The sequence below is a fragment of the Bradyrhizobium sp. i1.15.2 genome, assembly GCF_040548425.1.
Classification (GTDB): Bacteria; Pseudomonadota; Alphaproteobacteria; order Rhizobiales; family Xanthobacteraceae; genus Bradyrhizobium; species Bradyrhizobium canariense.
Genome location: NZ_JBEPRQ010000009.1, coordinates 13,297 through 35,404, shown reverse-complemented (window position 1 = coordinate 35,404; position 22,108 = coordinate 13,297). Strand labels below are relative to the sequence as shown.

The 22,108-nt window shown below is 64.4% G+C and carries 26 protein-coding genes; 18 read left to right on the top strand and 8 right to left on the bottom strand.

Annotated features, from left to right (window positions below; genetic code table 11):
* From ABIB80_RS18330 to ABIB80_RS18295, 8 genes are all read left to right on the top strand, one after another.
* Nucleotides 1-291 (top strand): type II toxin-antitoxin system HicB family antitoxin, encoded by a 291-nt coding sequence (locus ABIB80_RS18330; protein WP_007600912.1) that lies wholly within the window; start codon nt 1-3, stop codon nt 289-291.
* A gap of 88 nt (nt 292-379) precedes the next feature.
* The gene (locus ABIB80_RS18325) at nt 380-796 is read left to right on the top strand and encodes a hypothetical protein (RefSeq protein ID WP_007600911.1); all 417 of its coding nucleotides are present in this window, start codon (nt 380-382) and stop codon (nt 794-796) included.
* Nucleotides 796-1,467, top strand: coding sequence for an OmpA family protein (locus tag ABIB80_RS18320; protein ID WP_007600910.1), 672 nt, complete (start codon nt 796-798; stop codon nt 1,465-1,467). The genes ABIB80_RS18325 and ABIB80_RS18320 overlap by 1 nt, the downstream gene beginning before the upstream one ends.
* 154 nt (nt 1,468-1,621) lie before the next feature.
* Complete coding sequence (locus tag ABIB80_RS18315; RefSeq protein WP_007600909.1) at nt 1,622-2,158, top strand: Mpo1 family 2-hydroxy fatty acid dioxygenase; 537 nt, start codon at nt 1,622-1,624, stop codon at nt 2,156-2,158.
* Nucleotides 2,159-2,187: 29 nt separating this feature from the next.
* The gene (locus tag ABIB80_RS18310) at nt 2,188-3,219 is read left to right on the top strand and encodes an NAD-dependent epimerase/dehydratase family protein (protein WP_007600908.1); all 1,032 of its coding nucleotides are present in this window, start codon (nt 2,188-2,190) and stop codon (nt 3,217-3,219) included.
* Between the two features lie 30 nt (nt 3,220-3,249).
* Nucleotides 3,250-3,876, top strand: coding sequence for a methyltransferase family protein (locus ABIB80_RS18305; RefSeq protein WP_007600907.1), 627 nt, complete (start codon nt 3,250-3,252; stop codon nt 3,874-3,876).
* Nucleotides 3,877-4,163: 287 nt separating this feature from the next.
* A complete protein-coding gene (locus ABIB80_RS18300; protein ID WP_007600906.1) occupies nt 4,164-4,373 on the top strand; it encodes a hypothetical protein in 210 nt (69 codons plus the stop codon).
* A 140-nt stretch (nt 4,374-4,513) separates the two neighbouring features.
* Nucleotides 4,514-5,818, top strand: coding sequence for a PQQ-dependent sugar dehydrogenase (locus ABIB80_RS18295; protein WP_007600905.1), 1,305 nt, complete (start codon nt 4,514-4,516; stop codon nt 5,816-5,818).
* Between the two features lie 195 nt (nt 5,819-6,013).
* Here the strand turns inward: ABIB80_RS18295 and ABIB80_RS18290 are convergent, their stop codons facing one another.
* A complete protein-coding gene (locus ABIB80_RS18290) occupies nt 6,014-6,838 on the bottom strand; it encodes an aspartate dehydrogenase (RefSeq protein ID WP_007600904.1) in 825 nt (274 codons plus the stop codon).
* A gap of 37 nt (nt 6,839-6,875) precedes the next feature.
* On the bottom strand, nt 6,876-7,793 hold the full coding sequence (locus tag ABIB80_RS18285) for a LysR substrate-binding domain-containing protein (RefSeq protein WP_007600903.1): 918 nt from the start codon (nt 7,791-7,793) through the stop codon (nt 6,876-6,878).
* 133 nt (nt 7,794-7,926) lie between these two features.
* Between ABIB80_RS18285 and ABIB80_RS18280 the strand changes: the two genes are divergently transcribed.
* From ABIB80_RS18280 to ABIB80_RS18265, 4 genes are all read left to right on the top strand, one after another.
* A complete protein-coding gene (locus tag ABIB80_RS18280; RefSeq protein WP_007600901.1) occupies nt 7,927-9,000 on the top strand; it encodes a tartrate dehydrogenase in 1,074 nt (357 codons plus the stop codon).
* A gap of 229 nt (nt 9,001-9,229) precedes the next feature.
* The gene (hspD, locus tag ABIB80_RS18275) at nt 9,230-9,685 is read left to right on the top strand and encodes a small heat shock protein HspD (protein ID WP_035994254.1); all 456 of its coding nucleotides are present in this window, start codon (nt 9,230-9,232) and stop codon (nt 9,683-9,685) included.
* A 116-nt stretch (nt 9,686-9,801) separates the two neighbouring features.
* Entirely contained in the window at nt 9,802-10,119 is a 318-nt protein-coding gene (locus ABIB80_RS18270; RefSeq protein WP_007600899.1) for a hypothetical protein, read from the top strand.
* Nucleotides 10,120-10,145: 26 nt separating this feature from the next.
* On the top strand, nt 10,146-10,385 hold the full coding sequence (locus ABIB80_RS18265) for a hypothetical protein (RefSeq protein ID WP_007600897.1): 240 nt from the start codon (nt 10,146-10,148) through the stop codon (nt 10,383-10,385).
* A gap of 343 nt (nt 10,386-10,728) precedes the next feature.
* On the opposite strand, the gene ABIB80_RS18260 is transcribed toward ABIB80_RS18265, so the two are convergent.
* Both ABIB80_RS18260 and ABIB80_RS18255 read right to left on the bottom strand, forming a co-directional pair.
* Nucleotides 10,729-11,661, bottom strand: a complete 933-nt coding sequence (locus tag ABIB80_RS18260; protein WP_007600895.1) for a LysM peptidoglycan-binding domain-containing protein — start codon at nt 11,659-11,661, stop codon at nt 10,729-10,731.
* Nucleotides 11,662-11,789: 128 nt separating this feature from the next.
* Nucleotides 11,790-12,407 carry a CGNR zinc finger domain-containing protein gene (locus ABIB80_RS18255; RefSeq protein ID WP_007600893.1) on the bottom strand — a complete coding sequence of 206 codons (618 nt, stop codon included), beginning with the start codon at nt 12,405-12,407 and terminating at the stop codon, nt 11,790-11,792.
* Between the two features lie 126 nt (nt 12,408-12,533).
* On the opposite strand from ABIB80_RS18255, the gene ABIB80_RS18250 reads away from it, so the two are divergent.
* Nucleotides 12,534-13,382 (top strand): alpha/beta fold hydrolase, encoded by an 849-nt coding sequence (locus ABIB80_RS18250; protein ID WP_007600892.1) that lies wholly within the window; start codon nt 12,534-12,536, stop codon nt 13,380-13,382.
* A gap of 22 nt (nt 13,383-13,404) precedes the next feature.
* On the opposite strand, the gene ABIB80_RS18245 is transcribed toward ABIB80_RS18250, so the two are convergent.
* Nucleotides 13,405-14,394, bottom strand: a complete 990-nt coding sequence (locus tag ABIB80_RS18245) for a zinc-binding metallopeptidase family protein (RefSeq protein ID WP_007600891.1) — start codon at nt 14,392-14,394, stop codon at nt 13,405-13,407.
* Between the two features lie 401 nt (nt 14,395-14,795).
* Complete coding sequence (locus ABIB80_RS18240; RefSeq protein WP_007600890.1) at nt 14,796-15,509, bottom strand: hypothetical protein; 714 nt, start codon at nt 15,507-15,509, stop codon at nt 14,796-14,798.
* A gap of 281 nt (nt 15,510-15,790) precedes the next feature.
* Between ABIB80_RS18240 and ABIB80_RS18235 the strand changes: the two genes are divergently transcribed.
* Both ABIB80_RS18235 and ABIB80_RS18230 read left to right on the top strand, forming a co-directional pair.
* Nucleotides 15,791-16,714: an ABC transporter ATP-binding protein gene (locus tag ABIB80_RS18235; RefSeq protein WP_007600889.1), complete on the top strand. Its 924-nt coding sequence runs from the start codon at nt 15,791-15,793 to the stop codon at nt 16,712-16,714.
* On the top strand, nt 16,711-17,472 hold the full coding sequence (locus tag ABIB80_RS18230) for an ABC transporter permease (RefSeq protein ID WP_007600888.1): 762 nt from the start codon (nt 16,711-16,713) through the stop codon (nt 17,470-17,472). Before ABIB80_RS18235 ends, ABIB80_RS18230 begins: the two co-directional genes overlap by 4 nt.
* A gap of 49 nt (nt 17,473-17,521) precedes the next feature.
* Here the strand turns inward: ABIB80_RS18230 and ABIB80_RS18225 are convergent, their stop codons facing one another.
* Nucleotides 17,522-17,845: a hypothetical protein gene (locus ABIB80_RS18225; protein ID WP_007600887.1), complete on the bottom strand. Its 324-nt coding sequence runs from the start codon at nt 17,843-17,845 to the stop codon at nt 17,522-17,524.
* A gap of 315 nt (nt 17,846-18,160) precedes the next feature.
* On the opposite strand from ABIB80_RS18225, the gene ABIB80_RS18220 reads away from it, so the two are divergent.
* The 3 genes from ABIB80_RS18220 (at nt 18,161) to ABIB80_RS18210 (ending at nt 21,136) form a co-directional block, all read left to right on the top strand.
* The gene (locus ABIB80_RS18220) at nt 18,161-18,931 is read left to right on the top strand and encodes a L,D-transpeptidase (RefSeq protein WP_007600886.1); all 771 of its coding nucleotides are present in this window, start codon (nt 18,161-18,163) and stop codon (nt 18,929-18,931) included.
* A gap of 225 nt (nt 18,932-19,156) precedes the next feature.
* A complete protein-coding gene (locus ABIB80_RS18215; protein WP_018454262.1) occupies nt 19,157-19,411 on the top strand; it encodes an acyl carrier protein in 255 nt (84 codons plus the stop codon).
* Between the two features lie 24 nt (nt 19,412-19,435).
* Nucleotides 19,436-21,136: a fatty acyl-AMP ligase gene (locus tag ABIB80_RS18210; protein WP_007600884.1), complete on the top strand. Its 1,701-nt coding sequence runs from the start codon at nt 19,436-19,438 to the stop codon at nt 21,134-21,136.
* Nucleotides 21,137-21,142: 6 nt separating this feature from the next.
* On the opposite strand, the gene ABIB80_RS18205 is transcribed toward ABIB80_RS18210, so the two are convergent.
* Nucleotides 21,143-22,105 carry a hypothetical protein gene (locus ABIB80_RS18205; protein WP_354128119.1) on the bottom strand — a complete coding sequence of 321 codons (963 nt, stop codon included), beginning with the start codon at nt 22,103-22,105 and terminating at the stop codon, nt 21,143-21,145.
* Between the last annotated feature and the right edge of the window lie 3 nt (nt 22,106-22,108).

Genomic DNA, 22,108 nt, shown 5'->3' with positions numbered 1-22,108 from the left:
ATGCCGCACTACATTGCCATCATCGAGGACGCCGGCCCGGACGAAGCCGTCGGCGTGTGGTTTCCCGACCTGCCCGGCTGCATTTCCGGCGGCGACGACGTCGATGAGGCCCTGGAGAATGCGCCCGAGGCACTCGCGTTCTATGCACAGGAACTGATCGCGGACGGCCGCCAGCTTCCCCCGCCGCGGACATTGGACGAGCTCAAGGCCGACCCGGATGTGGCCGACGACCTCGCGAAGCACACGGTCGCCCTGATCGAATGGCCGCCCCTCACTGAGGCCACGGAGTGAGGACTGTTCGCCGCACTGGTCGGACTCTCGACACTTCTCGCCCGAACGCCTCTTGACCCCCGCGAACTTCCCCGTATCAGATGCGGCCATGGTCCGGGGCTCCATCACACTGATCTTGCTGGCATTGGGTATGCCGTCGCTTGCGGCGGCGGAGACCATGAGCTTTGGCGATGCGATCGGGCTGCTGGCGAAAAGTTGCGGCGCGGAAATCGTCGCCAATTGCCGCGGCGTCAACCCGGATTCGACCCGCCTGAAGGAGTGCCTGTCGCGCAACCGCGACGTGCTCTCGCAGCAGTGCCAGAGCGACTATCTCGGCGCCTTCGATGCGATCCAGAAGCGCGTCGCTGCCCGCGTCACGGTGGCGAACGCCTGCCAGCGCGAGATCGTCAAGGTCTGCGGCGGCTCGACCAAGGAGACCAGCAAGGCGGTCCCCTGCCTGATCTCGACGCCCAAGGGCATCAGCAACAACTGCCTGAAGGCCGTCGACGACGCGGGGTATCGGTGATGCCAGCGAACAGGCTTACCACCGCCGGAATATGCATCGCGCTTGGCCTCGCTTTGCTCGCGGGCACAGCCGAGGCGCAGACGGCGCCGCCGACCCGCGACGACATCGTCGGCAAGCTCAACCATTTCGAACAGCCCGCCGAGATCGATATCCCCGCGCTGAAGCTGCAGGTGATGGAGCGGGCCAAGGCCAGGATCAAGAACGATCCGGGTCCGGTGAACCGGCCGTTGATCGCGCCTGATCTGGCCAGTTTGCCGACGTTCACCGCGCAGATCCAGTTCGACGCCGACACTCCGATCATCCAGCCGGCGTCCTACCAGACCGTCGGCCGCCTCGCCGACGCGCTGGTCCATGCCGCGCTGCTGCCCTACACGTTCCTGATCGTCGGCCACGTGGAATCCAACGCGAAGACGCGCGAGGCCAACGCGATCCTGAGCCAGCGCCGGGCGGACGCGATTCGCGACGTGCTGGTGAACACGTTCAAGATCTCGACCAAGCGGCTGCATCCGATCGGCCTCGGCGAGGAGCAGTTTCTCGACCGCGCCAAGCCAAGCTCAGTCGTCAACGGCCAGTTGCAAATCCTGACCTATGCCAAGGTACCGGAGGAAGCGCCTGCGCATCCGGCTGCGACACCTGCGCCTGCGGCGAAAAAGCCCGCTAGGAAGCACTGAGCGGACGCGCCACGGCGCCTGACGGAACCCTTTGAAGTCCCGATCGTTTTGTGACCTGTCTCACAGCGCGACGGCGCGGCCTCGCGCGACAATCGCGCCGGTTTGTGCACCGCCCTATCAGGTGCTATAGGCTTTTTTCGTCCTCCCCGACCCCATGCTGCACGAGACCGAGATGGCCAGTTATTTTCAACACCAACTGGCCGACTACGTCGAATATCATCGCGATCCCTGGAACTGCGCGATGCACGTGGTCGGCATCCTCTTGCTCTTCACCGGTGCTGTGCTGCCGCTGACGCAGGTGCATTTCCCGCTGTTCGGGATCGAGGTCAGCCTGGCCGTAATTCTTGCCCTGCCGGTGCTGGTCTACTGGCTGATGCTGGACGCCGGGATCGGGCTCGGCATCCTCGCCGCGATGATCGTGCTGCTTTTGGTCGCAACCGCGATCGGCAATCAGGTCTCGATCGTCATGATGTGGTCGATTTTTGCGGTGCTGATCGGACTTGGCGTCACTGCGCAGGTCGTCGGCCACAAGGTTTTCGAGGAGCGGCAGCCGTCGATGGTCGACCACCCCACGCATTTCCTGCTTGGACCGATGTTTGTCATGGCAAAATTATTCATTGCATTGGGCTTCCGTCGCGACCTTGCCGCGATTCTGGCGCCAGTTCCGACCAATTCCCTTTCAACCCGATAGTTCTAGACGCGAAACAGCAAACCTTCTGCATGGCTCTCGTACTGGTTACCGGTGGCAGCGGCTTCATCGGACATCATCTCGTAGAAGCGCTCCGCGCCCGTGGGCAGCGGGTGCGTGTTCTCGATGTTCGTGCGCCGGCCACGCCGTATGCCGACGTTGAATATGCCCGTGGCTCGGTGCTGGACGGCGCCGCGGTCGATGCCGCGATGGCGGGTGTGGATCAGGTCTATCACCTCGCCGGCCTGCCCGGCATGTGGGTCGCCGACAAGCAGGCCTTTCACGATGTCAATTGCCGCGGCACCGAGATCATGCTCGCGGCCGCGATGAAGCGCGGGGTCTCGCGCTTCCTGCACTGCTCGACGGAATCGATCCTGTTCCCCTATTCCGACCTCAACGGTGTTCCCGCCGAAGAGGCGCTGCAGCCGGCCGATGCGATGCCGGGCGCCTACACGCGGTCGAAATCGCTGGCCGAGCATTGCGCCGCGAAGGCCGCAGCCGCAGGCTTCCCGCTGGTGATCGGCACCCCGACCATGCCGATCGGTGCCGCCGATCATAATCTGACGCCGCCGACCGCGATGCTGTGGTACTTCCTGCAGAAGAAAGTGCAGCCGCATCTCGACTTCCCGGTCAATCTCGTCGACGTCCGCGACGTCGCCATGGGCCTCGCGCTGACCATGGAACGCGGGCGTAACGGCCAGCGCTACATCCTCGGCGGCGACTGCGTCAGGCTCGGCCAGATTCTGCGGATGATGTCCGCGATGAGCGGCCGCCGGCAATTCCCGGTCGTCGTTCCCGGCAAGATGGCCGAGCTGTCGGGCATCATGCTCGAATATCTCTCCGATCGTATCACGCGCCGGCCGCCCAACGGCACTGCCGAGGGCGTGCGCATCGCGCTCGCCGCTAGCGACCTCTCGATCGGCAAGGCGCGCACCGAGCTCGGCTACGCGCCGCGCCCGATCGAGCCGGTCCTGCGCGAAACCATCACCCATCTTCTCGCCCGCGGCGGCGCGCTTGCCTCCGGCGCCATCGAGCATCACGCGCTCTCCTCGCGCGCCAGCTGAGCTGCCGCCCAACCCAAAGAACCTTTCCGCATGTCCTTCGATTTCAGCAAGCTTCTCTCGGTCGCCTGGGGTGGTTGGACCACGACCTGGCCCACGCAACTGCTCGCCCTGATCTGGCTCGCCTGGCTCGCAAGCTGGGTCGGCGCCTCGTTCTGGCAGGGCCGTACCCAGAAGCAGGTGATGACGCTGGAGTCCGGCCGCTATCGCATCCCGATCCTGGTCGGCGGCATCCTGTTCACGCCCTGGACCGCCGAGGTGCTCGGTGAGAAGCCGCTCTGGGTGTTCAGCAATACAGCCGTCTACGTCGTGGCGCTGATCGTGCTGGCCGGCATCTCCTTCACCTGGTGGGGACGGCTGCATCTCGGACAGTTCTGGTCCAACACCATCACCCACAAGCAAGACCACCGCGTCATCGACACCGGCCCGTACGGCATCGTGCGCCATCCGATCTACACCGGCCTGATCCTCGGCATGCTGGTGACCGGCATCGCGGTCGGCACGGTCACTGCGATGCTCGGCGCGATCCTGATCTCGCTCGGCATGTGGCAGAAGGGCCGAATGGAAGAAGTGTTCCTGTCCAAGGAGCTCGGCGAAGACGCCTACGGCGCTTATTGCCGCCGCGTGCCGATGATCATCCCGTTCCTGTCGCCGCGGTAAGAGCGGGTATCGCTTCAACGCTGTCATCGCAAGCGTAGCGCAGCTGCACCTCCGGAGTCGTCCTGGCGAAAGCCAGGACCCATTACCCCAGGGAGCGGTTTGGCGAGGATTGCCCGGAACTGAGGTCGCACGCAATCGATGGATTCCGCGGTATGGGTCCTGGCTTTCGCCAGGACGACGTTGAGGAAGCTGGGTGCGCAACACATCGGCCCCCTGCTGCCAGGAACCCCTGCTGCCTGCGCCCGTTAGCCCCTCGATACCTGCCACCACTCGCAGAGCATCGAGCCATGTCCGACGCCTACGATTATTTTCGCGAGCACGCGATCGCCGCCGTCCGCAAGGCGCGGGCGCTGCCGCCCGGGCGGCCGAAGCAGAAGCAGCGCACGGTGGCGCGCGTCTATCATCTCCTGTCCAGGGAGGCCGCGCTGGCGCCGAACGTTCATCATCTGGATGATTTCCGCACGGCGCGACGGCTAGAGCAACAGATCGGCCGCTGATCTCCGGGCAGCCTGCCGGGATTCGTCCCATGCAAATTCGAACGGCTGCCATTCCACGGGAATAGAGCCCCGCGGCGCTCCACACAGGTTGACGTCTGGCCCGTCAGCCCGTTGGATGCGCGCGCAAACAGGGGCCTCTCATGACGTTTTCCAGCATCTTTGCGCAGTTCGTTGCGCTTCTCGGCGGCATCGCGCTGCAATGGCGGAAGCTGTCGGGCACCGTGCCTGCGCCGGCCTGGGGCCAGTCGCCCGCTATTCCCGAAGCCAAGCCGCAGGGCGCCATCCCGACACTGAAGATGCCGACGGCGCGGGGCTGGAGCGAAGGACAGAAGCCGACGGTCGCACCCGGGCTCAAGGTCAATGCGTTCGCGACCGGCCTCGACCATCCGCGCTGGATCGAGGTGCTACCCAATGGCGATGTGCTGATCGCGGAGGCGACGCAGATCGCGGGGGCGCCGCGGTCCGTGTTTCATTACGCGATGCAGGCAACGATGCGGCGCGCCGCCGCGCTCGGCGTCAGTGCCAACCGCATCACGCTGCTGCGCGACAAGGATGGCGACGGCGTCGCGGAGTATCGCGGCGCGTTCATGGAAAATCTCAGCCAGCCGTTCGGCATGGCACTGGTCGGCGACACCTTCTATGTCGGCAACACCGACGGCGTGATGGCCTTCCCGTACGTGGCGAACGCCGATCGCATTACCGCGCCGGGCAAGCGCCTCACCAATTTCAAGCCAAGCGGCCACTGGACCCGCAGCCTGCTCGCAAGCCCCGACGGCAAAAAACTCTATGCCGGCGTCGGCTCGCTCAGCAACATCGCCGAGATGGGCATGGAGGTCGAGGAAGGCCGCGCCGCGGTCTACGAACTCGACCTCGTCGCCGGCACGCACCGCATCTTCGGCGCCGGCCTGCGCAATCCCGTTGGTCTTGCCTGGGAGCCGACGACCGGTGTGCTTTGGACCGTCGTCAACGAGCGCGACGGCCTCGGCGACGAAACGCCGCCGGACTATCTGACCTCGGTGCGCGACGGCGGCTTCTACGGCTGGCCCTATTGCTACTGGGGCAAGACGGTTGACGAGCGCGTGCCGCAGGATCCGGCGATGGTCGCCAAGGCGCTCACGCCGGACTACGCGCTCGGCGGCCACACCGCTTCGCTCGGCCTGTGCTGGATGCCGGCGGGCACGCTGCCTGGCTTCCCCGACGGCATGGCGATCGGCCAGCACGGCTCGTGGAATCGCAGCACGCTGTCCGGCTACAAACTGGTGTTCATCCCGTTCGAGAACGGAAAGCCTTCGGGTCCCGCACGCGACATCCTGTCCGGCTTCCTGGCACCCGACGAAAAGGAATCCTACGGCCGCCCGGTCGGCGTCGTGATCGGTCCTGACAAGAAGTCGCTGCTGATGGCCGACGACGTCGGCAACGTGATCTGGCGCGTGACGGGCGCGTAGGCGGAAGTTATGTCGAGATACGCGCTGCGGGCTCCCTACACCTCTCGCGCTTGCGGGAGAGGTCGGCGCAGAGCGCCGGGTGAGGGCTCCCGCCTCTGGGGGATTGTCCCATTGCGGAGACACCCTCTCCCCAACCCTCCCCCGCAAGCGGGGGAGGGAGTGCACCGCCGTCTGGGCTAACCAAATCCCACCTCACTATGTCCCTACACACAACGTGGCGCGCTGCTTGCGGAGCAGGGCGATCACGGACAGCGCCGTAATCAACCCGGTCTTGGGATTCTCGGACGGGATATTCTCGATTGACATCGAGAAGCGCGCCGAATCCGCCTCGACCTCGATGCGGTGAACATTGCGCGTCACGGTCGGGTCGGCCCAGATTTGCACCTGGGTGCGATCCGGCCCGACGCCCGCGAGCGACAGCGCGACCGCGACGTTGAGATTGGCCGGAAAGCCTTTTGCGGCCTCGCGCGCCGTGCCTTCGAACAGCTTCAGCGGCTCGCGCAGATTGTCGATATCGATGTTGTTCTGGACGATGAACGGCGCGCCCTTCAAGCCGTCGATCGGCTTGCGCGTCACCATCCTCACCGAATGAATGGTGCCGATCGCAGCCGCGTTGACGGCGTCGAGTCCGATCAGCGCGCCGGTCGGCACGAGGATGCGGCCGCCATTGGCGCGGGCGAGATCGACAAGATCGAAATTGTCGAGCAGCCCGCCGACACTGACGACGACCGCGGCCCTGCCGCGTTTCACCGCGGGCTCGACGATCGCACGCAGTTGGCTGCTCGGCGCGCATTCGACCACGATGTCGGCGGCGTCGCCGAGTTGGTCGAGCGGCAGGACGGATGGCGGACGACGCAGGCTGGCGAGGAACGTCTGATGCTTTGCGGGATCGCGCACCGCCACGGCAGAGAGCGTCAATCCTTCGATGCCCTGATCGAGCGCGGTCGCGATCTTGGTGCCGATCGAGCCGAGCCCCGCGATGGCAACCCGCAATTCGTTCGAAGCTCTCCGTTCCGTCATCGCATCACCCTTCTCGCCCAGCCGATGTCATAGCGCCTCAGGCGTCCCGCGCATAGCTGCGCAGGCGCGCCTCGAGCACGGACAGCATCGCGTCGCGGGCCGGGTCACGCGAGCCGCGCAGCCATGCGGCAGCGAGCGGCAGCCGGCCGACGGGTCCGATCTGCTTTGGCCGCAGCGGCACGAAGCGCACGCCGGATACCGCCATCCGGGTGGACCAACGCGGCACGATTGCGACACCGAGCCGGGTTGCGACGAGATTGATGATGGTCTGCTTCTCGTCGGCGACCTGCACGATGCGCGGCGTGAGGCCAGCCTGCTCGAACAGTTTCATGGTGAGGTCGTGGCTGTGCGGCCGCGAGCGGCGATCAGGCACCAGCATCGCCTCCTCGGCGATCTCCGCCAGCGTGATCGACTTGCGTTTGGCCAGCGCGTGGCGCTGCGGGAAGGCCACGATGGCTGTCTCCTGCAGCAGATCGCGGAATTCAAGCCGCTTGTCCCGCTGAGCCGGTGGACGCACGAAGGCAAGATCGAGCGCGCCGGTCAGGATCTTTGGCAGCAGCCGGACGGTCTTCTCCTCCAGAAGCTGCACCGCGATATCAGGACGCTTTGCGCGGAAGTCGCGGAGCAATGCCGGTAACAGCCCCGCCGCAGCACTGTCGATGGCGCCGACCCGGAGTTTTCGAGCAGCCCCTGCGCGCGAGCGATTGCGCAGATTGCTCTCGACCGCCTCCACGCGGGCGAGGATGGCACGGGCATCGCGCAGCAGCATTGCGCCATCTTCCGTCAGCGACACCGCCCGCGTCGTCCGCGCGAACAGCCGCGTATCCAGATCCTGCTCCAGCAGCTTGATCTGGCGGCCGAGTGCGGAGGGCAACATCTGGAGATGCTGCGCCGCGCGGCCGAAATGCAACTGCTCGGCCGCCGCCACGAAGCATCGCAACTGATGCAATTCCATTCACCGGTCCTCTGATCCTGTGACGGAATTATATCATTTTTTTGTATAAACCAGTGTCGATTGAGTCCCTGCCCCTCCCCGCCTAGGTTCCCTAGCGTCACGCAATCCCACCGACATCTGGACGGAGCACTTCATGCGCACCCATTCGATTGCAGCGATCCCCGCCGACGGCATCGGCCCCGAGGTCATCTCCGCCGGCGTTCGCGTGCTGGAGGCGCTGGCCAAACGTAGCGGCGATCTCGCCTTCAACATCAAGACGTTCGACTGGGGTTCGGACTATTACAAGAAGCACGGCGTCATGATGCCGGCCGACGGCCTCGCGGAGCTCAAGAAATTCGACGCGATCTATTTCGGCGCGGTCGGTGCGCCCGACGTGCCCGACCACATCACGCTGTGGGGCCTGCGGCTGCCGATCTGCCAGGGCTTTGACCAATACGCCAATGTGCGGCCGACCAAGATTCTGCCGGGCGTCGCCTCGCCGCTGCGCAATGTCGGCGTCGGCGACCTCGACTGGGTGATCGTGCGCGAGAATTCCGAGGGCGAGTATGCCGGCATGGGCGGCCGCGCCCACAGGGGTCTCCCCGAAGAGGTCGGCACCGAGGTCGCGGTGTTCACCCGCGTCGGCGTGACGCGCATCATGCGCTATGCGTTCGAGCTCGCCCGGTCGCGTCCGCGCAAGTTCCTGACCGTGGTGACCAAGTCGAACGCGCAGCGCCATGGCATGGTGATGTGGGACGAGATCGCCGCCGAGGTCGCGGCCGAATTCCCCGATGTGACCTGGGACAAGATGCTGGTTGACGCCATGACGGTGCGCATGACGCTGCATCCGAAGAGCCTCGACACCATTGTCGCGACCAATTTGCACGCCGACATCCTCTCCGACCTCGCCGGCGCGCTGGCGGGAAGCCTCGGCGTCGCGCCAACCGGCAATATCGACCCGCAGCGCCGCTTCCCCTCGATGTTCGAGCCGATCCACGGCTCGGCGTTCGATATCACCGGCAAGGGCATCGCCAATCCGGTCGCGACGTTCTGGACCGGCGCGCAGATGCTGGAGCATCTCGGCGAGAAGGACGCGGCGGTGCGGTTGATGGCGGCGGTGGAGAAAGTATGTGCAGCCGGCGTGCTGACGCCCGATGTCGGTGGCACGGCGACGACGAAGGACGTGACGGACGCCGTGATCGAGGCGATCCACGGATCGAACGCGTAGTCCGAGGTGCGTCTCCCTCCCCGCCCGTTCTTGCGGCGAGAGGGTTAGGGAGGCGCGGGGGATTCCAAAAAATTTTGGATCCCCTCTTGAAACCAAAACAGGCTTTTTTTATTTTTCCGCTGCCGCCGAGAGGTGGCGTTCCCGACGCCTGGTGGGTCGGGAAGCTGAGACGGGCACCGGTCGTGTCCGGTGTCGTTCGTATCCATTTTGCTCCTTGGAGGATCTGGCTATGCGCACTTACGACTTCTCTCCCTTGTGGCGTTCGACCGTTGGTTTCGACCGCCTTTTCGACCTCGTTGAAACGGCACAGCGTGCCGGCGAGGACAACTATCCCCCCTACAACATCGAACGCATCGGCGAGGATCGCTACCAGATTTCGCTTGCGATTGCGGGCTTTGCACCCAACGAGGTCGCGGTGACGGCCGAGCAGAACGCGGTGACCGTCGAGGGAAACAAGCCGGACAGGACCGAACGCGAATATCTCTACCGGGGCATTTCCGCGCGGCCGTTCAAGCGGCAGTTTAACCTGGCCGATTATGTTCAGGTGCACAGCGCCTCGTTCGAGAACGGCCTGCTCAAGATCGAACTGGTCCGGGAAATCCCTGAAGCCATGAAGCCGCGGCGAATTGCCATCAATGCCGCGCCGTCCGGCAACGTGCATCAACTCGAGGGCAAAGCCGCCTGAATTTGGTCTGTCGGAGACCCGGTGATCCCGCCCGATCGTCGGGCGGGATCGACCATGGCCTTCGACCGCGCACCCGAATGCAAGTCAGAGGTTTAAAGAAAGGAGGAGGACCTCTCATGCTCGATCATGTCGACAACATCATCGATCTGAATGCGATATTGCACCCTGGCTCTGTCTATGATCATCCCCGCGACGTCCTAGCCGATCCAACTCTGTCGATCGGCGAGAAGCGTGCAATCCTCGCGTCCTGGGCTTCGGACGCAGCCAGTATCGCCTCGAGTCCGGCATTGCGCGAACTGCCCGGCTCGGGCAAAGCCGTCACCATCGACGAAATTCTGGAAGCGCTCGCGAGCCTCGACCACCATCCGAAAGGACCTCCGGGTGGCAAGCCGGTCCGCACGCGATCCGTCGAACGAACCGGCCTCGCAGCCTAGGCAACGACAGCTCAACGAGGATTGCGATGATGGTTGATGAAGAGCTGGCCTTGTTGCGCGGCCACCGCAGCAACATCAGCCGCTATCAGCGGTTGCTCAAGACCGAGCTGACCGAGTTCGAGCGGCGGTTCATCGAGAGACGTGTGTCCGAGGAGCGTTCGGCGATCGAGAAGCTCGCCCTCTCCGCCTTTCCGCTCACCTTTCAGGCCCCGAACGGCGCGATGGGGAACGCAATCACGCGCCGGGCGGCAAGCAGCCACGGCTAATTGACATGCCCGAACACCTCCCGACGTTCGAAGTGTTCCTGAAGAAATGCGGTCGAAGGACATGGCGATGGCATGTCTGTACGACGGAGGGACGCCTCGTCATGCACGGCTTCGAAAATGGCCGACCCGCCGCCAAATATGCGGCTGAAAGGGCATTGTTTCTGATGCTTCTCGCCGCGCCCTATCGCCCGGCGGGCCGGGCTTCCACCACGGCTCGCTCCTCCTTGGCGACATCCGCATCAAGATGGCTGCCGCGACACAAGATTCGTGAATGACAGGCGCCGCGAGGGATGGTGCCTGGCATCAGCCAAGCTCCATCCCGGCGATCTCCGTTGCTGACCGCTTACCGCCGTGCGGCCGGCGGGGTCGCCATGGCGGCTGTCGGCTCCGGCGGCGTCAGGTGGCGCGGGACGATGATGGACTGGCCGGGGGTGAGCGTGGCGTTCTCCGGCAGCGAATTGCTCTGCGCCAGCGACCACAGCGGCACGCGATTGGCCGCCGCGATGCTCTCCATGGTGTCGCCGCGGCGCACCGGTTGCCGCACGCCGCTGTCCCACAATTCGACCAGCGTATTCGCCGGCACGAGATAGCGCAGCGGCACGGCATCGACCTGCGTCTGGGGCGGAATGCGCGGCAACTGCGTGACCATGTCGACGATCTGACGGTGGATGTCGTCGGACTTCTCGATGTTGATGTGGCTGACCCGCGCGTTCTCCTTCAGGTCATAGCTCGCATAGTGACCGCGATAGCCCGGCACCGCGACCACGTTGCCGCCGCCAAGCACGCTGTCGGAGAGGTAGATGTTGATGAAGCGCTCGACATTGAGCGGCACGTCGCCGGTCGCATGCGCGGGATCGATGGTGATGACGAGGCTGATCGGGATGTTCTCCTTGGCCGCCATCTCCGAGATGACGATCGAGCAAAGCCCGCCCATCGAATGCCCGATCAGCACGATCGGCGCCGGCGTTTCCTTGTAGCTGGAGATGGCACGATCGCCGATCCATCGGCAGATGGTGAATTCATAGACGTTGGCGGAAAAGCCGGCCTGCGTCAGTTTCTCTTCGAGCCGGTCCATGCCGGTGGAGAAGAACGGCCCCATGGCGCCCCGAAACAGGTAGATTTTCGGCGGCGGCAATGGCTCAAACGGTACGGGCGGTGGTGCGGCGGGTGCGGCCGCGGCGGGCTTCGTCTTGGCAGGTGAGGCAACGGCCGTCCCGGTGCTTAAGGCGAGCAGCGCAACGGCTGCCAGCGCGAGAAGTCGCCTCAAATCGATCATCAGTCCAGCAGTCCCACTCCGGGAGGCTGCAGCCTCCCCCAAAGGCGCTTAGTGACGGCCGATTGGGTGGAATTTGGGGCACGGAACCGGGGCTCGATCCGCGCTCATTCCAGCATCTCGACACCCAATCACTGCACGCTCTTGAGCCTGCTGCGGTGGGCAGCCTGTTTCGCGCGGTTGCCGCAGACCGCCATGATGCACCATCGCCGCGCGCGCCTGCGCGTGTGGTCGGCGAACAGCATGGTGCAGTTGTGCCCCTCGCACGCCTTGACGTTGGAAAAGTCCTCGTCGCATACGAACTTCGCCATGGCTTCGCCAACCGGCAGCAATAGCGCTTCCGGCGAGCGCCAGCGCCGTTTCATTCGCAATGCGAGAGCGCCGCCATCGTGAGGCCCGGGCTCGATCCGGCTGAAGGCTTCGTCGCGCTCCAGCAGGCTGTTCAATGGACCGAGCTCGCGCAATGCATCCCTCGTGAGCGGCCGGCCCGCATGCTTGCGCACGAATCCCCTGAACCATTCGCGCAAGGCGCGCGCCTGATCCGCGACCTTGTCCAGTTCGTCCGGCGTGGCGCGGGCCGTCAGCGCGTGCAGATCATCCGGCGGCACCAGCTTTGCCTGCGCCAGCCAGTCGATCAGGCCATGACCACCGTCGATCCAGTCCACCGGCGTATCGACCGGTGTCGCCACCGAGTTGAGAAAGTCGAGGCCGAGCGAGTCGGCGATGAACATGGCGGGCGGGCGATCCATGAGCGGTCCTTGGCCGGTCGGGAGAACATGGACCTACATAACCGGTTAAGGCGCCATTGACAAGTTACGACGGTGGACGTAACCTCTTAGCTAGCTTTAATAGGGTTACTACCAATGGAGAAGGTCATGTCAATCACGTACCGCAGCGCGGATGTCGACGGATTCAAGGTGGCCTATCGCGAGGCCGGCACTGTCGGAGCGCCAAAACTCCTGCTGCTTCACGGCTTCCCCAGCGCAGGCCACATGTTTCGCGACCTCATTCCGCTGCTTGCGGACAGGTTTCATATCGTGGCGCCCGACCTTCCCGGCTTCGGCCAATCCGGCATGCCTTCGCGCGAAAGCTTCCGTTACACGTTCGATAGCGTCGCACGCGTGATCGAACGCTTCACCGAGGTGATCGGCTTCGACCGGTTCGCGGTCTACGTCTTCGACTACGGCGCGCCGACTGGTTTCCGGCTTGCGCTCAGCCACCCCGAGCGGATCACGGCGATCATCTCGCAGAACGGCAATGCCTATGAGGATGGCCTTAGCGACAACTGGACTCCGCTCAAGGCCTATTGGCAGGATCCCTCGCCGGCCAATCGCGACGCGCTGCGCGCGCTCCTCACGCCGGAAGCCACGCGCTGGCAGTACACGCATGGTGTTTCCGATCCGATGACCGTGTCACCGGATGGCCAGAACCTCGACAATTTCTACCTTGCGCGCCCGGGCTCGGACGACGTGCAGCTCGACCTGTTCGGCGACTACAAGAGCAACGTCGCGCTCTACCCCGCCTTCCAGGACTATTTCCGCAAGCACAAGCCGCCGTTCCTGGCGGTCTGGGGCAAGAACGATCCGTTCTTCATTCCGCCCGGCGCCGAAGCGTTCAAACGCGACAATCCGAATGCCGTGGTGCAGTTCTTTGACACCGGTCATTTCGCGCTGGAGACGCATGCGAAGGAGATCGCGGACAGCATTCGCGCGTTCCTGACGTAACGGGGGCCGTCCTGCGCGATGTTTACGCCGCCAAACTCTGCTGATCGCGGAATGCGCTGATCGCCATGTGGACGAGATGCAGCTTGCCCTTGACCGCCGGCGATATGTCGAAGGGATATGCGTCGCTCATCCCAAGCGAGCGGTTGAGTTCGTTGATGCTGCGGGCAAGCGGCATCCACAGGGCCAGGAGTGCCTCGAAGTCGCTCTCGAGATAGGGATCCGTCAGGGTCTGGCGGGCGCGCTCGTCCAGCGACAACGGCAAACCTGCCAGCGAGTCGAGCGTCGACACAATGTGCAGGAAATGCGCGAACGTTTCCGCCCAATCCTCCCAGGGGTGGGACGTGGCGTACTCGCTGATGAAGCCGCTCCGGTCGTATGAACGGTCGGCGCGGCTGTAATAGGAGTTGATTGCGGCCTGATAGTCCTGCGCCTGGTCACCGAAGATCAGCTTGAACGGGGCCTGGAATGTCGTGCCGTCAACGAGCAGGTCCCAATAGAAGTGACCGATCTCGTGCCGGAAATGTCCGAGCAGCGTGCGGTACGGCTCCCGGAATGCCACGCGGCGAGATTCTCGTTCGACATCGTCGGCCTCGGCAAGGTTGAGCGTGATCAGGCCCGAGAGATGCCCGGTCAGGATCGGACTGACCTCGTCCGAGAGAATGTCGAAAGCCAATGGTTCGCCGCTGCGCGATGCGAGCGGAAGCCTGAGGCGGCTGAGATCATAGAGAAGACGGCGCTTGGCTTCCTCCATGCGGCGCCAGAGCATGACGTTTCTGGTGCTGCCGAGGTTCGGAATCGTGCGCGTGACGCGACACGAGCCGCAATACCAGTTCGCGCCCTCGACACACCAGTTGCAGCCGATGATCTCGCGGTTACGGCAAGCTTGATGGGATGCAAGTTTCGTCATCTCGATGCGCGAGGAATCGAATGCCAGCTCGGTGCTGCAATTCGCGCACGCGACGTGCTCGAACGAGACAGGATGGCGGCATGACGGGCACTGAAAAAACTTCACGTGGACTGGCCCCAGACAGACGGCACACCGGAACACCGGCCTGTCAATTCGAGGAACTCTTATTTCTTGCGACCGTCGCTGTTGCCTGCGAGCAGCGCCCGCTGCGTTCGCAGCGCGTGCTGTCTCAACAGGCCAGCTCGCGTCGCGCTCAACTGGCTCGATTGAGGCTGCGGCTTTTTCTCAAGGACGTTTTCGGAAACAGGGCGACCGGCCCACGCCCGCTCGGGCTGAACCGCCATGGGGCCGACGTTTCGTTTCCTTGTCATAGTGTGACAACACCAGATCGGGTGCCGAGTTCCCTTCCTCCGACCGGCAGGTGATCGAGTTTGGCTCTGCAGATACGACAATGCCGCCGTCTGCATGACGGCGGCATTGTCAATTCAGCGGCTCGCGGCGAAGGCTTAGTTCCGGGGAGCCGTTGCCGCCGCCGACCGCGCCGGCCTGGGCGCGCCGGGTTCGGCAACCGGAGCCGGTGCGCGCGAGCGCATGATTGCGGCGTCGATCTCGGCGATCACGCGGCGCTGGATCGCTTCGTTCTTGTCGATCGAGATGTGGCCGACACCGGAGCCGCGGACGTCGACATTGTCGAGCTTGCCGCGAAAACCGTCCGCGCGCTTCACCGGCTCGCCGGGGCCGTCGCCGATATAGATGTTGATGTAGCGTTCGGCGCCGGTCGACAGTTTGGTCTTGAACACGGAGTCGAGCCCGATCGCGAGCTTCACGGGCACGCCAAGACGGTTGAGCTTGGCGATCATGTCCGGCAGCGCGGTTGCGCCGGAGGAGTGCCCGACCAGCACGATGGTCTTGAGCCGGCCGGCCTTGTAGGCGGTGGCGGCCTCATCCGCGAGCGAGGACCACGACACGAAATTCGCGACGGTCACCGGGATGCCCTGCGCCTGGAGCCGGGCGCCGATCGTGTCGAGCCCGAGCGAGAAGATGTTGAGCACGCCGCGGAGGAGGTAGACATGCGTGGTCGCGACCGCAGCCTGGCTCGGCGCCGCCTTGACGGTGGTCGGGCTGATGGCAACAGCTGACAGCAGAAGCAGGCCCATCGCCCATGCACGGAGGGCGGACAACTGGCTGGTGCCGGCGGTGTGACGGCCGTTCGGTCTCATCGATCTTTTCCCTGGGAATATGCTTCGGCCGGAATCGTAGCCATGGCCTGCTCGCAGACGCAACAAAGAGCCGCGTGAACGACGATCTTAGCAGCAAGCCGTGACCATCGCGCAACACTTGCTCGAAACCTGCCACGGAAGGGCCTGTTTTGAGGCCATTTTTCTCCGGCTAATTGCAGCCGGGCAAGGGCATTCCTATCTCAGGGCTCCGCTGACCCGTCCTCCCGGCAGGTTCCAGCCTCCCCTCCCCAGCCTTCGCCCCCCTCAGACTTGCGGCCATCATGTCCTCCATCATTTCCGTCGCCAATTTGTCGAAGACCTATGGGTCCGGCTTCAAGGCACTCAAGAACGTCAATCTCGACATCAAGCGCGGCGAAATCTTCGCGTTGCTCGGCCCCAACGGCGCCGGCAAGACCACGCTGATCTCGATCATCTGCGGCATCGCCAATCCGAGCGAAGGCAAGGTCCTGGTCGGCGGCGAGAACATCCAGACCTCCTATCGCAAGGCGCGCTCGCTGATCGGGCTGGTGCCGCAGGAATTGCACACCGATGCCTTCGAGAGCGTGTGGGCGACCGTGAGCTTCTCCCGCGGGCTGTTCGGCAAGCCGAAGAACCCCGATCATATCGAGAAGGTGCTGAAGGACCTCTCGCTGTGGGACAAGAAGGACAGCAAGATCATCACGCTTTCCGGTGGCATGAAGCGTCGCGTGATGATCGCCAAAGCGCTGTCGCACGAGCCGCAGATCCTGTTCCTGGACGAGCCGACCGCCGGCGTCGACGTCGAGCTGCGCAAGGGCATGTGGGAGGTGGTGCGCACGCTCCAGCAATCCGGCGTCACCATCATCCTGACCACGCATTACATCGAGGAAGCCGAGGAGATGGCCGACCGCATCGGCGTCATCAATAAGGGCGAGATCGTGCTGGTCGAGGACAAGGCCACCTTGATGCAGAAGCTCGGCAAGAAGCGGCTGACGCTGCATCTGCAAGGCAAGCTCGATGCGCTGCCGGAGAGCCTCGGGCATTACGAGCTCGACCTCTGCGACGGTGGCGCGACCCTGGTCTACGACTACGACACCAAGGGCGAGCGCACCGGCATCACCAGCCTGCTCGGCGACCTCCGCACCGCCGGCATCCGTTTCAACGATCTCGACACGACGCAATCGTCGCTCGAGGATATCTTCGTCGACCTCGTGAGGGCGTCATGAACTACCGGGCTGTCCGCGCCATCTATCTGTTCGAAATGGCGCGCACCTGGCGCACGCTGCTGCAAAGCATCGTCTCGCCGGTGGTCTCGACCTCGCTGTATTTCGTGGTGTTCGGCGCCGCGATCGGCTCGCGCATCAGCCAGGTCGAGGGCGTCAGCTACGGCACCTTCATCGTGCCGGGCCTGATCATGCTCTCGGTGCTGACGCAGAGCATCGCCAACGCCTCGTTCGGCATCTACTTCCCGAAATTCACCGGCACGATCTACGAGATCCTGTCGGCGCCGATCTCCTATTTCGAGATCGTGCTCGGCTATGTCGGCGCGGCTGCGACCAAATCGATCATCCTCGGCCTGATCATCCTCGCCACGGCCGGCCTGTTCGTGCCGCTGCACATCCATCATCCGGTCTGGATGCTGGCCTTCCTGGTGCTGACGGCGGTGACGTTCAGCCTGTTCGGCTTCATCATCGGCATCTGGGCCGACGGGTTCGAAAAGCTGCAGATGATCCCGATGCTGGTGGTGACGCCGCTGACCTTCCTCGGTGGCAGCTTCTATTCCATCGACATGCTGCCGCCCGCCTGGCGCACGGTGGCGCTGCTCAATCCGGTCGTCTATCTGATCTCCGGCTTCCGCTGGAGCTTCTACGAGATCGCGGACGTCAGCGTATCCGTGAGCATCGGCATGACGACGGCGTTCCTGGTGATCTGTCTGGTCGTGATCTGGTGGATTTTCCGCACGGGGTATCGGTTGAAGAACTGACCCCGGCCGTCATTCCGGGGGCACGCGCGCGCCCCGGAATCGCCAGGGGTTACCGATAGCAGTGGAAGCGGTTGTATCCGTCGTAATAGCCGCGGCAGCGGCGGTGGCCGCGATGGGGAATGCCGAACACACCCTCGACTGCTCCCACGGCCCCGCCAACACCGGCGCCGACCGCGCCACCGACCACGCCGCCCACAGGACCGGCGATACGGTTGCCTTCATAAGAACCTTCCTGGGCGCCGCGCACGATGCCCTGCGCGTGCCCGGCATGTGGCAGCGACAACAGCGCCAGCGCCATGGCGGCGGCTGCAAACAGCAGGCGGACGGGCAAACCGGCCGGCAATGACGCGGCGGTGATACGGGCTTTGTTCATTTTCGGTCCCAGGGACGGTGTAAGGGGCAATTGGCGGCGAACGCCGCCTGTCGAGGCAGGCATCTTCAACGCCGGGCGCGGCCAAATGGTTGCGCCTTTGTGACGAATTGTCGGCGTTGTGAACGCGTGCCCGCTCGCGAAAATGTCAGCATCGCCACGGGCGGCGCGGCACAAAGCGGCCTTGCTAACGCCCGCCGTCACGTTAACGATGGCCGGGCAGGCCGCTGGAACGAAAGCCGGATTGCAGGCATATTGCACGCCGGGGGACGGAGAGCCGCGGCGCCTAGCGTGAACAGGCCGGAGGCCAGAACTCAGATGCGTTCGTTTTTTATTGCTTTCACCTCCCTGATGCTTTTGAGCGCGGGCGCCGCGCAGGCCAAGGTCGAGATCACCGTCGACAAGGACAATCAGCAGATGACCGTCGCCGTCGACGGCATCGCGCGCTATCACTGGCCGGTGTCGACAGGCATCCCCTCCCGCGAGACGCCGAACGGCGCGTTCCGTGCCTTCCGCATGGAAGAGGACCACTACTCCAAGGAATTCGACGACGCGCCGATGCCGCATTCGATCTTCTTCACCAAGATCGGGCACGCCATCCACGGCACAGACTCGGTCGGCCGGCTTGGCACACCGGCGTCTCATGGCTGCGTGCGGCTGTCGCGGCAGAACGCCTCGACGCTCTACGCGCTGGTGCAGCAGCAGGGCGTGCTCAACACCACGGTGACGCTGACCGGCTCGTCGCAGGTGGCGCTCGCCCGCAACCCGCGCGGCCGCAACCCCACGGCTGTCGCCCGCGCACCGCAGCCGACCGAGGAGCAGTACGCCACATCAGGCGACCCCGTGAATCTCGCACCGACGGCCCAGCCCGCCCGCCGCTACATGCCCCAGGACGACAATTACATCTATCCAGCCGATGGCAGCGACACCGGCACGCGCTACCCGGCGCCGCGTGGCAGCCGCCCGCTCTATGACGCGCAGGTCTACCAGCAGCAGCCGCAGCAATATTACAATCAGGGCAACGGCACCTATTATCAGCCGCAGCCCCGGCAGGTTTACCAACCGCGTGGCTATTACTACCAGAACTGACGCTATCTGGACGCGGCGTTGCCGGGCAATCAAATCAGAAAGCCGCTGCCGCGACGGGCGCTTGCCGCAGTCGACCGCAGGAAATAGCGCCGGCCTGTGCACGGATTGGGCACCGGCCGACGCAAGGAAGCAACAGTCCACAACCTTCGACGCGGCGGCGTTCCGGCCAAATTGACAACCAGGGGGTCGCCCGTATTGTCGTTCCCATTGTTTCTGGGACATGACATGACACGCGAGCAGATTTCGGATTTCTGCGTTACCGCCCTGGCAAATATCCTGCGAATTTCGAGCGACCGCGTCGACATCGGCACGAAATTCAGCCGCCTCGGGCTCGATTCGGCGATGCTGGTCTACCTGATGATGGAACTCGAGGAGAAGCTCGACCTCGAACTATCGACGGACGACTTCTACGACCATCCGACCGTTGAGGCGCTGTCGCGATTTCTCGCCGACAAGCGCGCAATCCGCCCCGCCGCCTGAGGGCGGCTGAAGCCGGCGCAACCCATGGAAACCTTCCGCTCGCTCGTGGCACTGCTGGCCCGGCGTGCGGCGGAGCAGGCCGACGACCGCGTCTATGTCTTCGTCTCCGATCGCGGGACGGAGGAAGCTGCCCTCAGCTTTCGACAGCTGCACGATGCCGCGGGCGCGCTCGCGTTGCGACTGACCGTGGCCGCGCGTCCCGGCGACCGCGCCATCCTGGTGTTTCCGCCCGGCATCGAGTTCATGGTGGCGTTCTTCGGCTGTCTGATGGCCGGCATCATCGCCGTGCCGATGATGATGCCGCGGCGAAACAGCGCGCGCGATGCCAGCGCCGCGATCCTCGCCAATTGCACGCCGGCGGTGGCGCTGACCAATTCGGCCGTCGCGCTCCGTGGTGATCTGCGGGCACGCTTCGCGCATGAGAACATTCGCTGGATCGAGGTCGATCTCGCCGCGGACGATGGTGAGACAATCGAACTACCCGAGCCGGCGCCGGACGACATCGCCTTCCTGCAATACACCTCCGGCTCGACGTCCGCGCCCAAAGGCGTGATGGTGAGCCACGCCAATCTGCTCGCCAATCTCGAGATGATCCGGCTCGCGCTCGGCAACACCCGGCAATCGACTTACGTCAATTGGGTGCCGCTCTATCACGACATGGGGCTGATCCTGAACGCACTGCAGGCGCTCTATGTTGGGGCGACCTGCGTGCTGCTGGCACCGAATGCGTTCATGCAGCGGCCACTCGGCTGGCTGCGCGCGATCTCGCATTTTCGCGCGGAAGTGGCGTGCAGCCCGAATTTCGGCTTCGATCTCTGCGTCAGCCGCTATCGCGCCGACCAGATGGAGGGCGTCGACCTGTCCTCGCTCAGGATCGCGCTGAACGGCGCAGAGCCGGTGCGTGCGGAAACCATCGAGCGGTTCGTCCAGACATTCGCGCCCCACGGCTTCGATCCGCGCGCGATGTATCCCGCCTACGGAATGGCGGAAGCGACACTCCTGATTTCCGGCGGACGCCGCGGCGGAGGTCATGTCACACGCAGCCTGAGCCGCACGGCGCTTCAGGCGCATGCGGCGGAAGCGCCTTCCAGCGTCGAAGACACGCAGATCGCCGTCGGCTGCGGGCGCGCGCTCACCGGCGAACGGATCGCGATCGTGGACCCGGACAATCGGACGCGCCTGCCCGCGGACCGGGTCGGTGAAATATGGGTGAACGGCGCCAATATTGCCCGCGCCTATTGGCGCAACGACGAGGCGACGCGCGAGGGGCTCAATGCGCAGATTGCCGCCGAAGACGGGGCATGGCTGCGCACCGGCGACCTCGGCTTCGTCGACGCCACGGGCGAATTGTTCGTCACGGGACGGATCAAGGACCTCATCATCATCCGTGGCATCAACCATTATCCCCAGGACGTCGAGCGCACCGTGCAATCGCTCGATCGAGCTTTGCGCGAAAATTGCGGCGCGGCGTTCTCGGTGCCGGACGAGACCGGCGAAGAAACACTCGTCATCGTCCAGGAAATCGAGCGCACTGCGCGCCACTCGATCGACACCGAAGCCATCAAGGGTCGGATTCGCGAGGCCGTCGCCGACAACCACGAGCTCTCCGCGCGCCACATCGCGCTGATCCGGCCCGGCACTCTGCCGAAGACCACCAGCGGCAAGATCCAGCGCAAGCTGGCACGCAAGCTCTGGCTCGATGGGGGATTCGAGCAGCTCAGCTGAGACGGTTCAGAAATCGATCTTCGCGCTCTCCCCATCGCGCAGGCTCGCAGCGATCCCCTGCTCGATCTTGCGCGCGAGGATGGGGCGATAATGGATGAAGTCGGCAAAATTGGCGCGGTCGCGCGTGAGATCGTTGTCAACGCGATAGCTGATGAAATTGCTACGCGGTCGGCCCGCGACCACTTTCTTCAGCGCCGCGTCGCAGGCGCTGCGCTCCAGGGCGGTTTCCGTACCGGGCTTCGGCACGGTGGTCGCGAAGGTCGGCGGCACGATGATGACGACGGGCACATCGGCCGACAATGTCCTGACGGTATCTGCGAGCACAGCGATCTCGGGAAATGTCGCCCGCATCTCGGTGGACGAGGACGGCGCCGGATCCCTGGGCCAGCCGACTTCCTTGAATTGACCCGGCGGCCAGATGTCCTCATAGCTGACAAAGCCGTCGGGGTTCATCCGTGGTCGGCGACCAAGCCCGATACTGATGCGCTGAAAAGCGTGCTCGATCGCCTGCCAGGAGATCAGCCGTGCAGCGTAAGTGACGACGCTTCTGTCGTAGAGCCAGTCGGGAAACGGGACGCCGCCCTCCTCCTTGGCCCGTGCATGCGCGCACCAGCCGGGGTCAGTCACGACCACCAGTGCACCAACATCCTTGTGATTTCGGAGGAAGAAGTACAGCACCGCGAGCTCCTGGCGGGGAAACGCACCGGTCATGTAGAGCTGCACGAAGCGCAGGCCGGTCGCGCGCGACAATTCCGTCGGCTCGATCATCTGCGCCGTCGAATTACCCAGGATAGCGGCATTGAAATCCGGATTCCTCGCGCGGCTCGCGGCCGTGATCTGGGTCAGACGATTGTCGACGCCCTCGATGCCGAACAGACCGAGCTTGCCGCTGTCATAGGGATCGACCGCCACCATCAGTGCGAGCAACAGCAGCGCAGCGCCGATCAGCGTGCCCAGACACGCGAGCAAGCT

What these genes read in the sequence shown, in the direction of transcription:
- ABIB80_RS18225 (WP_007600887.1), bottom strand. Translation starts at nt 17,845, where the DNA reads ATGAACAAAGCCCGTATCACCGCCGCGTCATTGCCGGCCGGTTTGCCC.
- ABIB80_RS18265 (WP_007600897.1), top strand. Translation starts at nt 10,146, where the DNA reads ATGATGGTTGATGAAGAGCTGGCCTTGTTGCGCGGCCACCGCAGCAAC.
- ABIB80_RS18255 (WP_007600893.1), bottom strand. Translation starts at nt 12,407, where the DNA reads ATGGATCGCCCGCCCGCCATGTTCATCGCCGACTCGCTCGGCCTCGAC.
- ABIB80_RS18250 (WP_007600892.1), top strand. Translation starts at nt 12,534, where the DNA reads ATGTCAATCACGTACCGCAGCGCGGATGTCGACGGATTCAAGGTGGCC.
- ABIB80_RS18305 (WP_007600907.1), top strand. Translation starts at nt 3,250, where the DNA reads ATGTCCTTCGATTTCAGCAAGCTTCTCTCGGTCGCCTGGGGTGGTTGG.
- ABIB80_RS18310 (WP_007600908.1), top strand. Translation starts at nt 2,188, where the DNA reads ATGGCTCTCGTACTGGTTACCGGTGGCAGCGGCTTCATCGGACATCAT.
- ABIB80_RS18295 (WP_007600905.1), top strand. Translation starts at nt 4,514, where the DNA reads ATGACGTTTTCCAGCATCTTTGCGCAGTTCGTTGCGCTTCTCGGCGGC.
- ABIB80_RS18300 (WP_007600906.1), top strand. Translation starts at nt 4,164, where the DNA reads ATGTCCGACGCCTACGATTATTTTCGCGAGCACGCGATCGCCGCCGTC.
- ABIB80_RS18325 (WP_007600911.1), top strand. Translation starts at nt 380, where the DNA reads ATGGTCCGGGGCTCCATCACACTGATCTTGCTGGCATTGGGTATGCCG.
- ABIB80_RS18260 (WP_007600895.1), bottom strand. Translation starts at nt 11,661, where the DNA reads ATGATCGATTTGAGGCGACTTCTCGCGCTGGCAGCCGTTGCGCTGCTC.
- ABIB80_RS18285 (WP_007600903.1), bottom strand. Translation starts at nt 7,793, where the DNA reads ATGGAATTGCATCAGTTGCGATGCTTCGTGGCGGCGGCCGAGCAGTTG.
- ABIB80_RS18270 (WP_007600899.1), top strand. Translation starts at nt 9,802, where the DNA reads ATGCTCGATCATGTCGACAACATCATCGATCTGAATGCGATATTGCAC.
- ABIB80_RS18315 (WP_007600909.1), top strand. Translation starts at nt 1,622, where the DNA reads ATGCTGCACGAGACCGAGATGGCCAGTTATTTTCAACACCAACTGGCC.
- ABIB80_RS18320 (WP_007600910.1), top strand. Translation starts at nt 796, where the DNA reads ATGCCAGCGAACAGGCTTACCACCGCCGGAATATGCATCGCGCTTGGC.
- ABIB80_RS18230 (WP_007600888.1), top strand. Translation starts at nt 16,711, where the DNA reads ATGAACTACCGGGCTGTCCGCGCCATCTATCTGTTCGAAATGGCGCGC.
- hspD (WP_035994254.1), top strand. Translation starts at nt 9,230, where the DNA reads ATGCGCACTTACGACTTCTCTCCCTTGTGGCGTTCGACCGTTGGTTTC.
- ABIB80_RS18290 (WP_007600904.1), bottom strand. Translation starts at nt 6,838, where the DNA reads ATGACGGAACGGAGAGCTTCGAACGAATTGCGGGTTGCCATCGCGGGG.
- ABIB80_RS18215 (WP_018454262.1), top strand. Translation starts at nt 19,157, where the DNA reads ATGACACGCGAGCAGATTTCGGATTTCTGCGTTACCGCCCTGGCAAAT.
- ABIB80_RS18235 (WP_007600889.1), top strand. Translation starts at nt 15,791, where the DNA reads ATGTCCTCCATCATTTCCGTCGCCAATTTGTCGAAGACCTATGGGTCC.
- ABIB80_RS18240 (WP_007600890.1), bottom strand. Translation starts at nt 15,509, where the DNA reads ATGAGACCGAACGGCCGTCACACCGCCGGCACCAGCCAGTTGTCCGCC.
- ABIB80_RS18210 (WP_007600884.1), top strand. Translation starts at nt 19,436, where the DNA reads ATGGAAACCTTCCGCTCGCTCGTGGCACTGCTGGCCCGGCGTGCGGCG.
- ABIB80_RS18220 (WP_007600886.1), top strand. Translation starts at nt 18,161, where the DNA reads ATGCGTTCGTTTTTTATTGCTTTCACCTCCCTGATGCTTTTGAGCGCG.
- ABIB80_RS18330 (WP_007600912.1), top strand. Translation starts at nt 1, where the DNA reads ATGCCGCACTACATTGCCATCATCGAGGACGCCGGCCCGGACGAAGCC.
- ABIB80_RS18280 (WP_007600901.1), top strand. Translation starts at nt 7,927, where the DNA reads ATGCGCACCCATTCGATTGCAGCGATCCCCGCCGACGGCATCGGCCCC.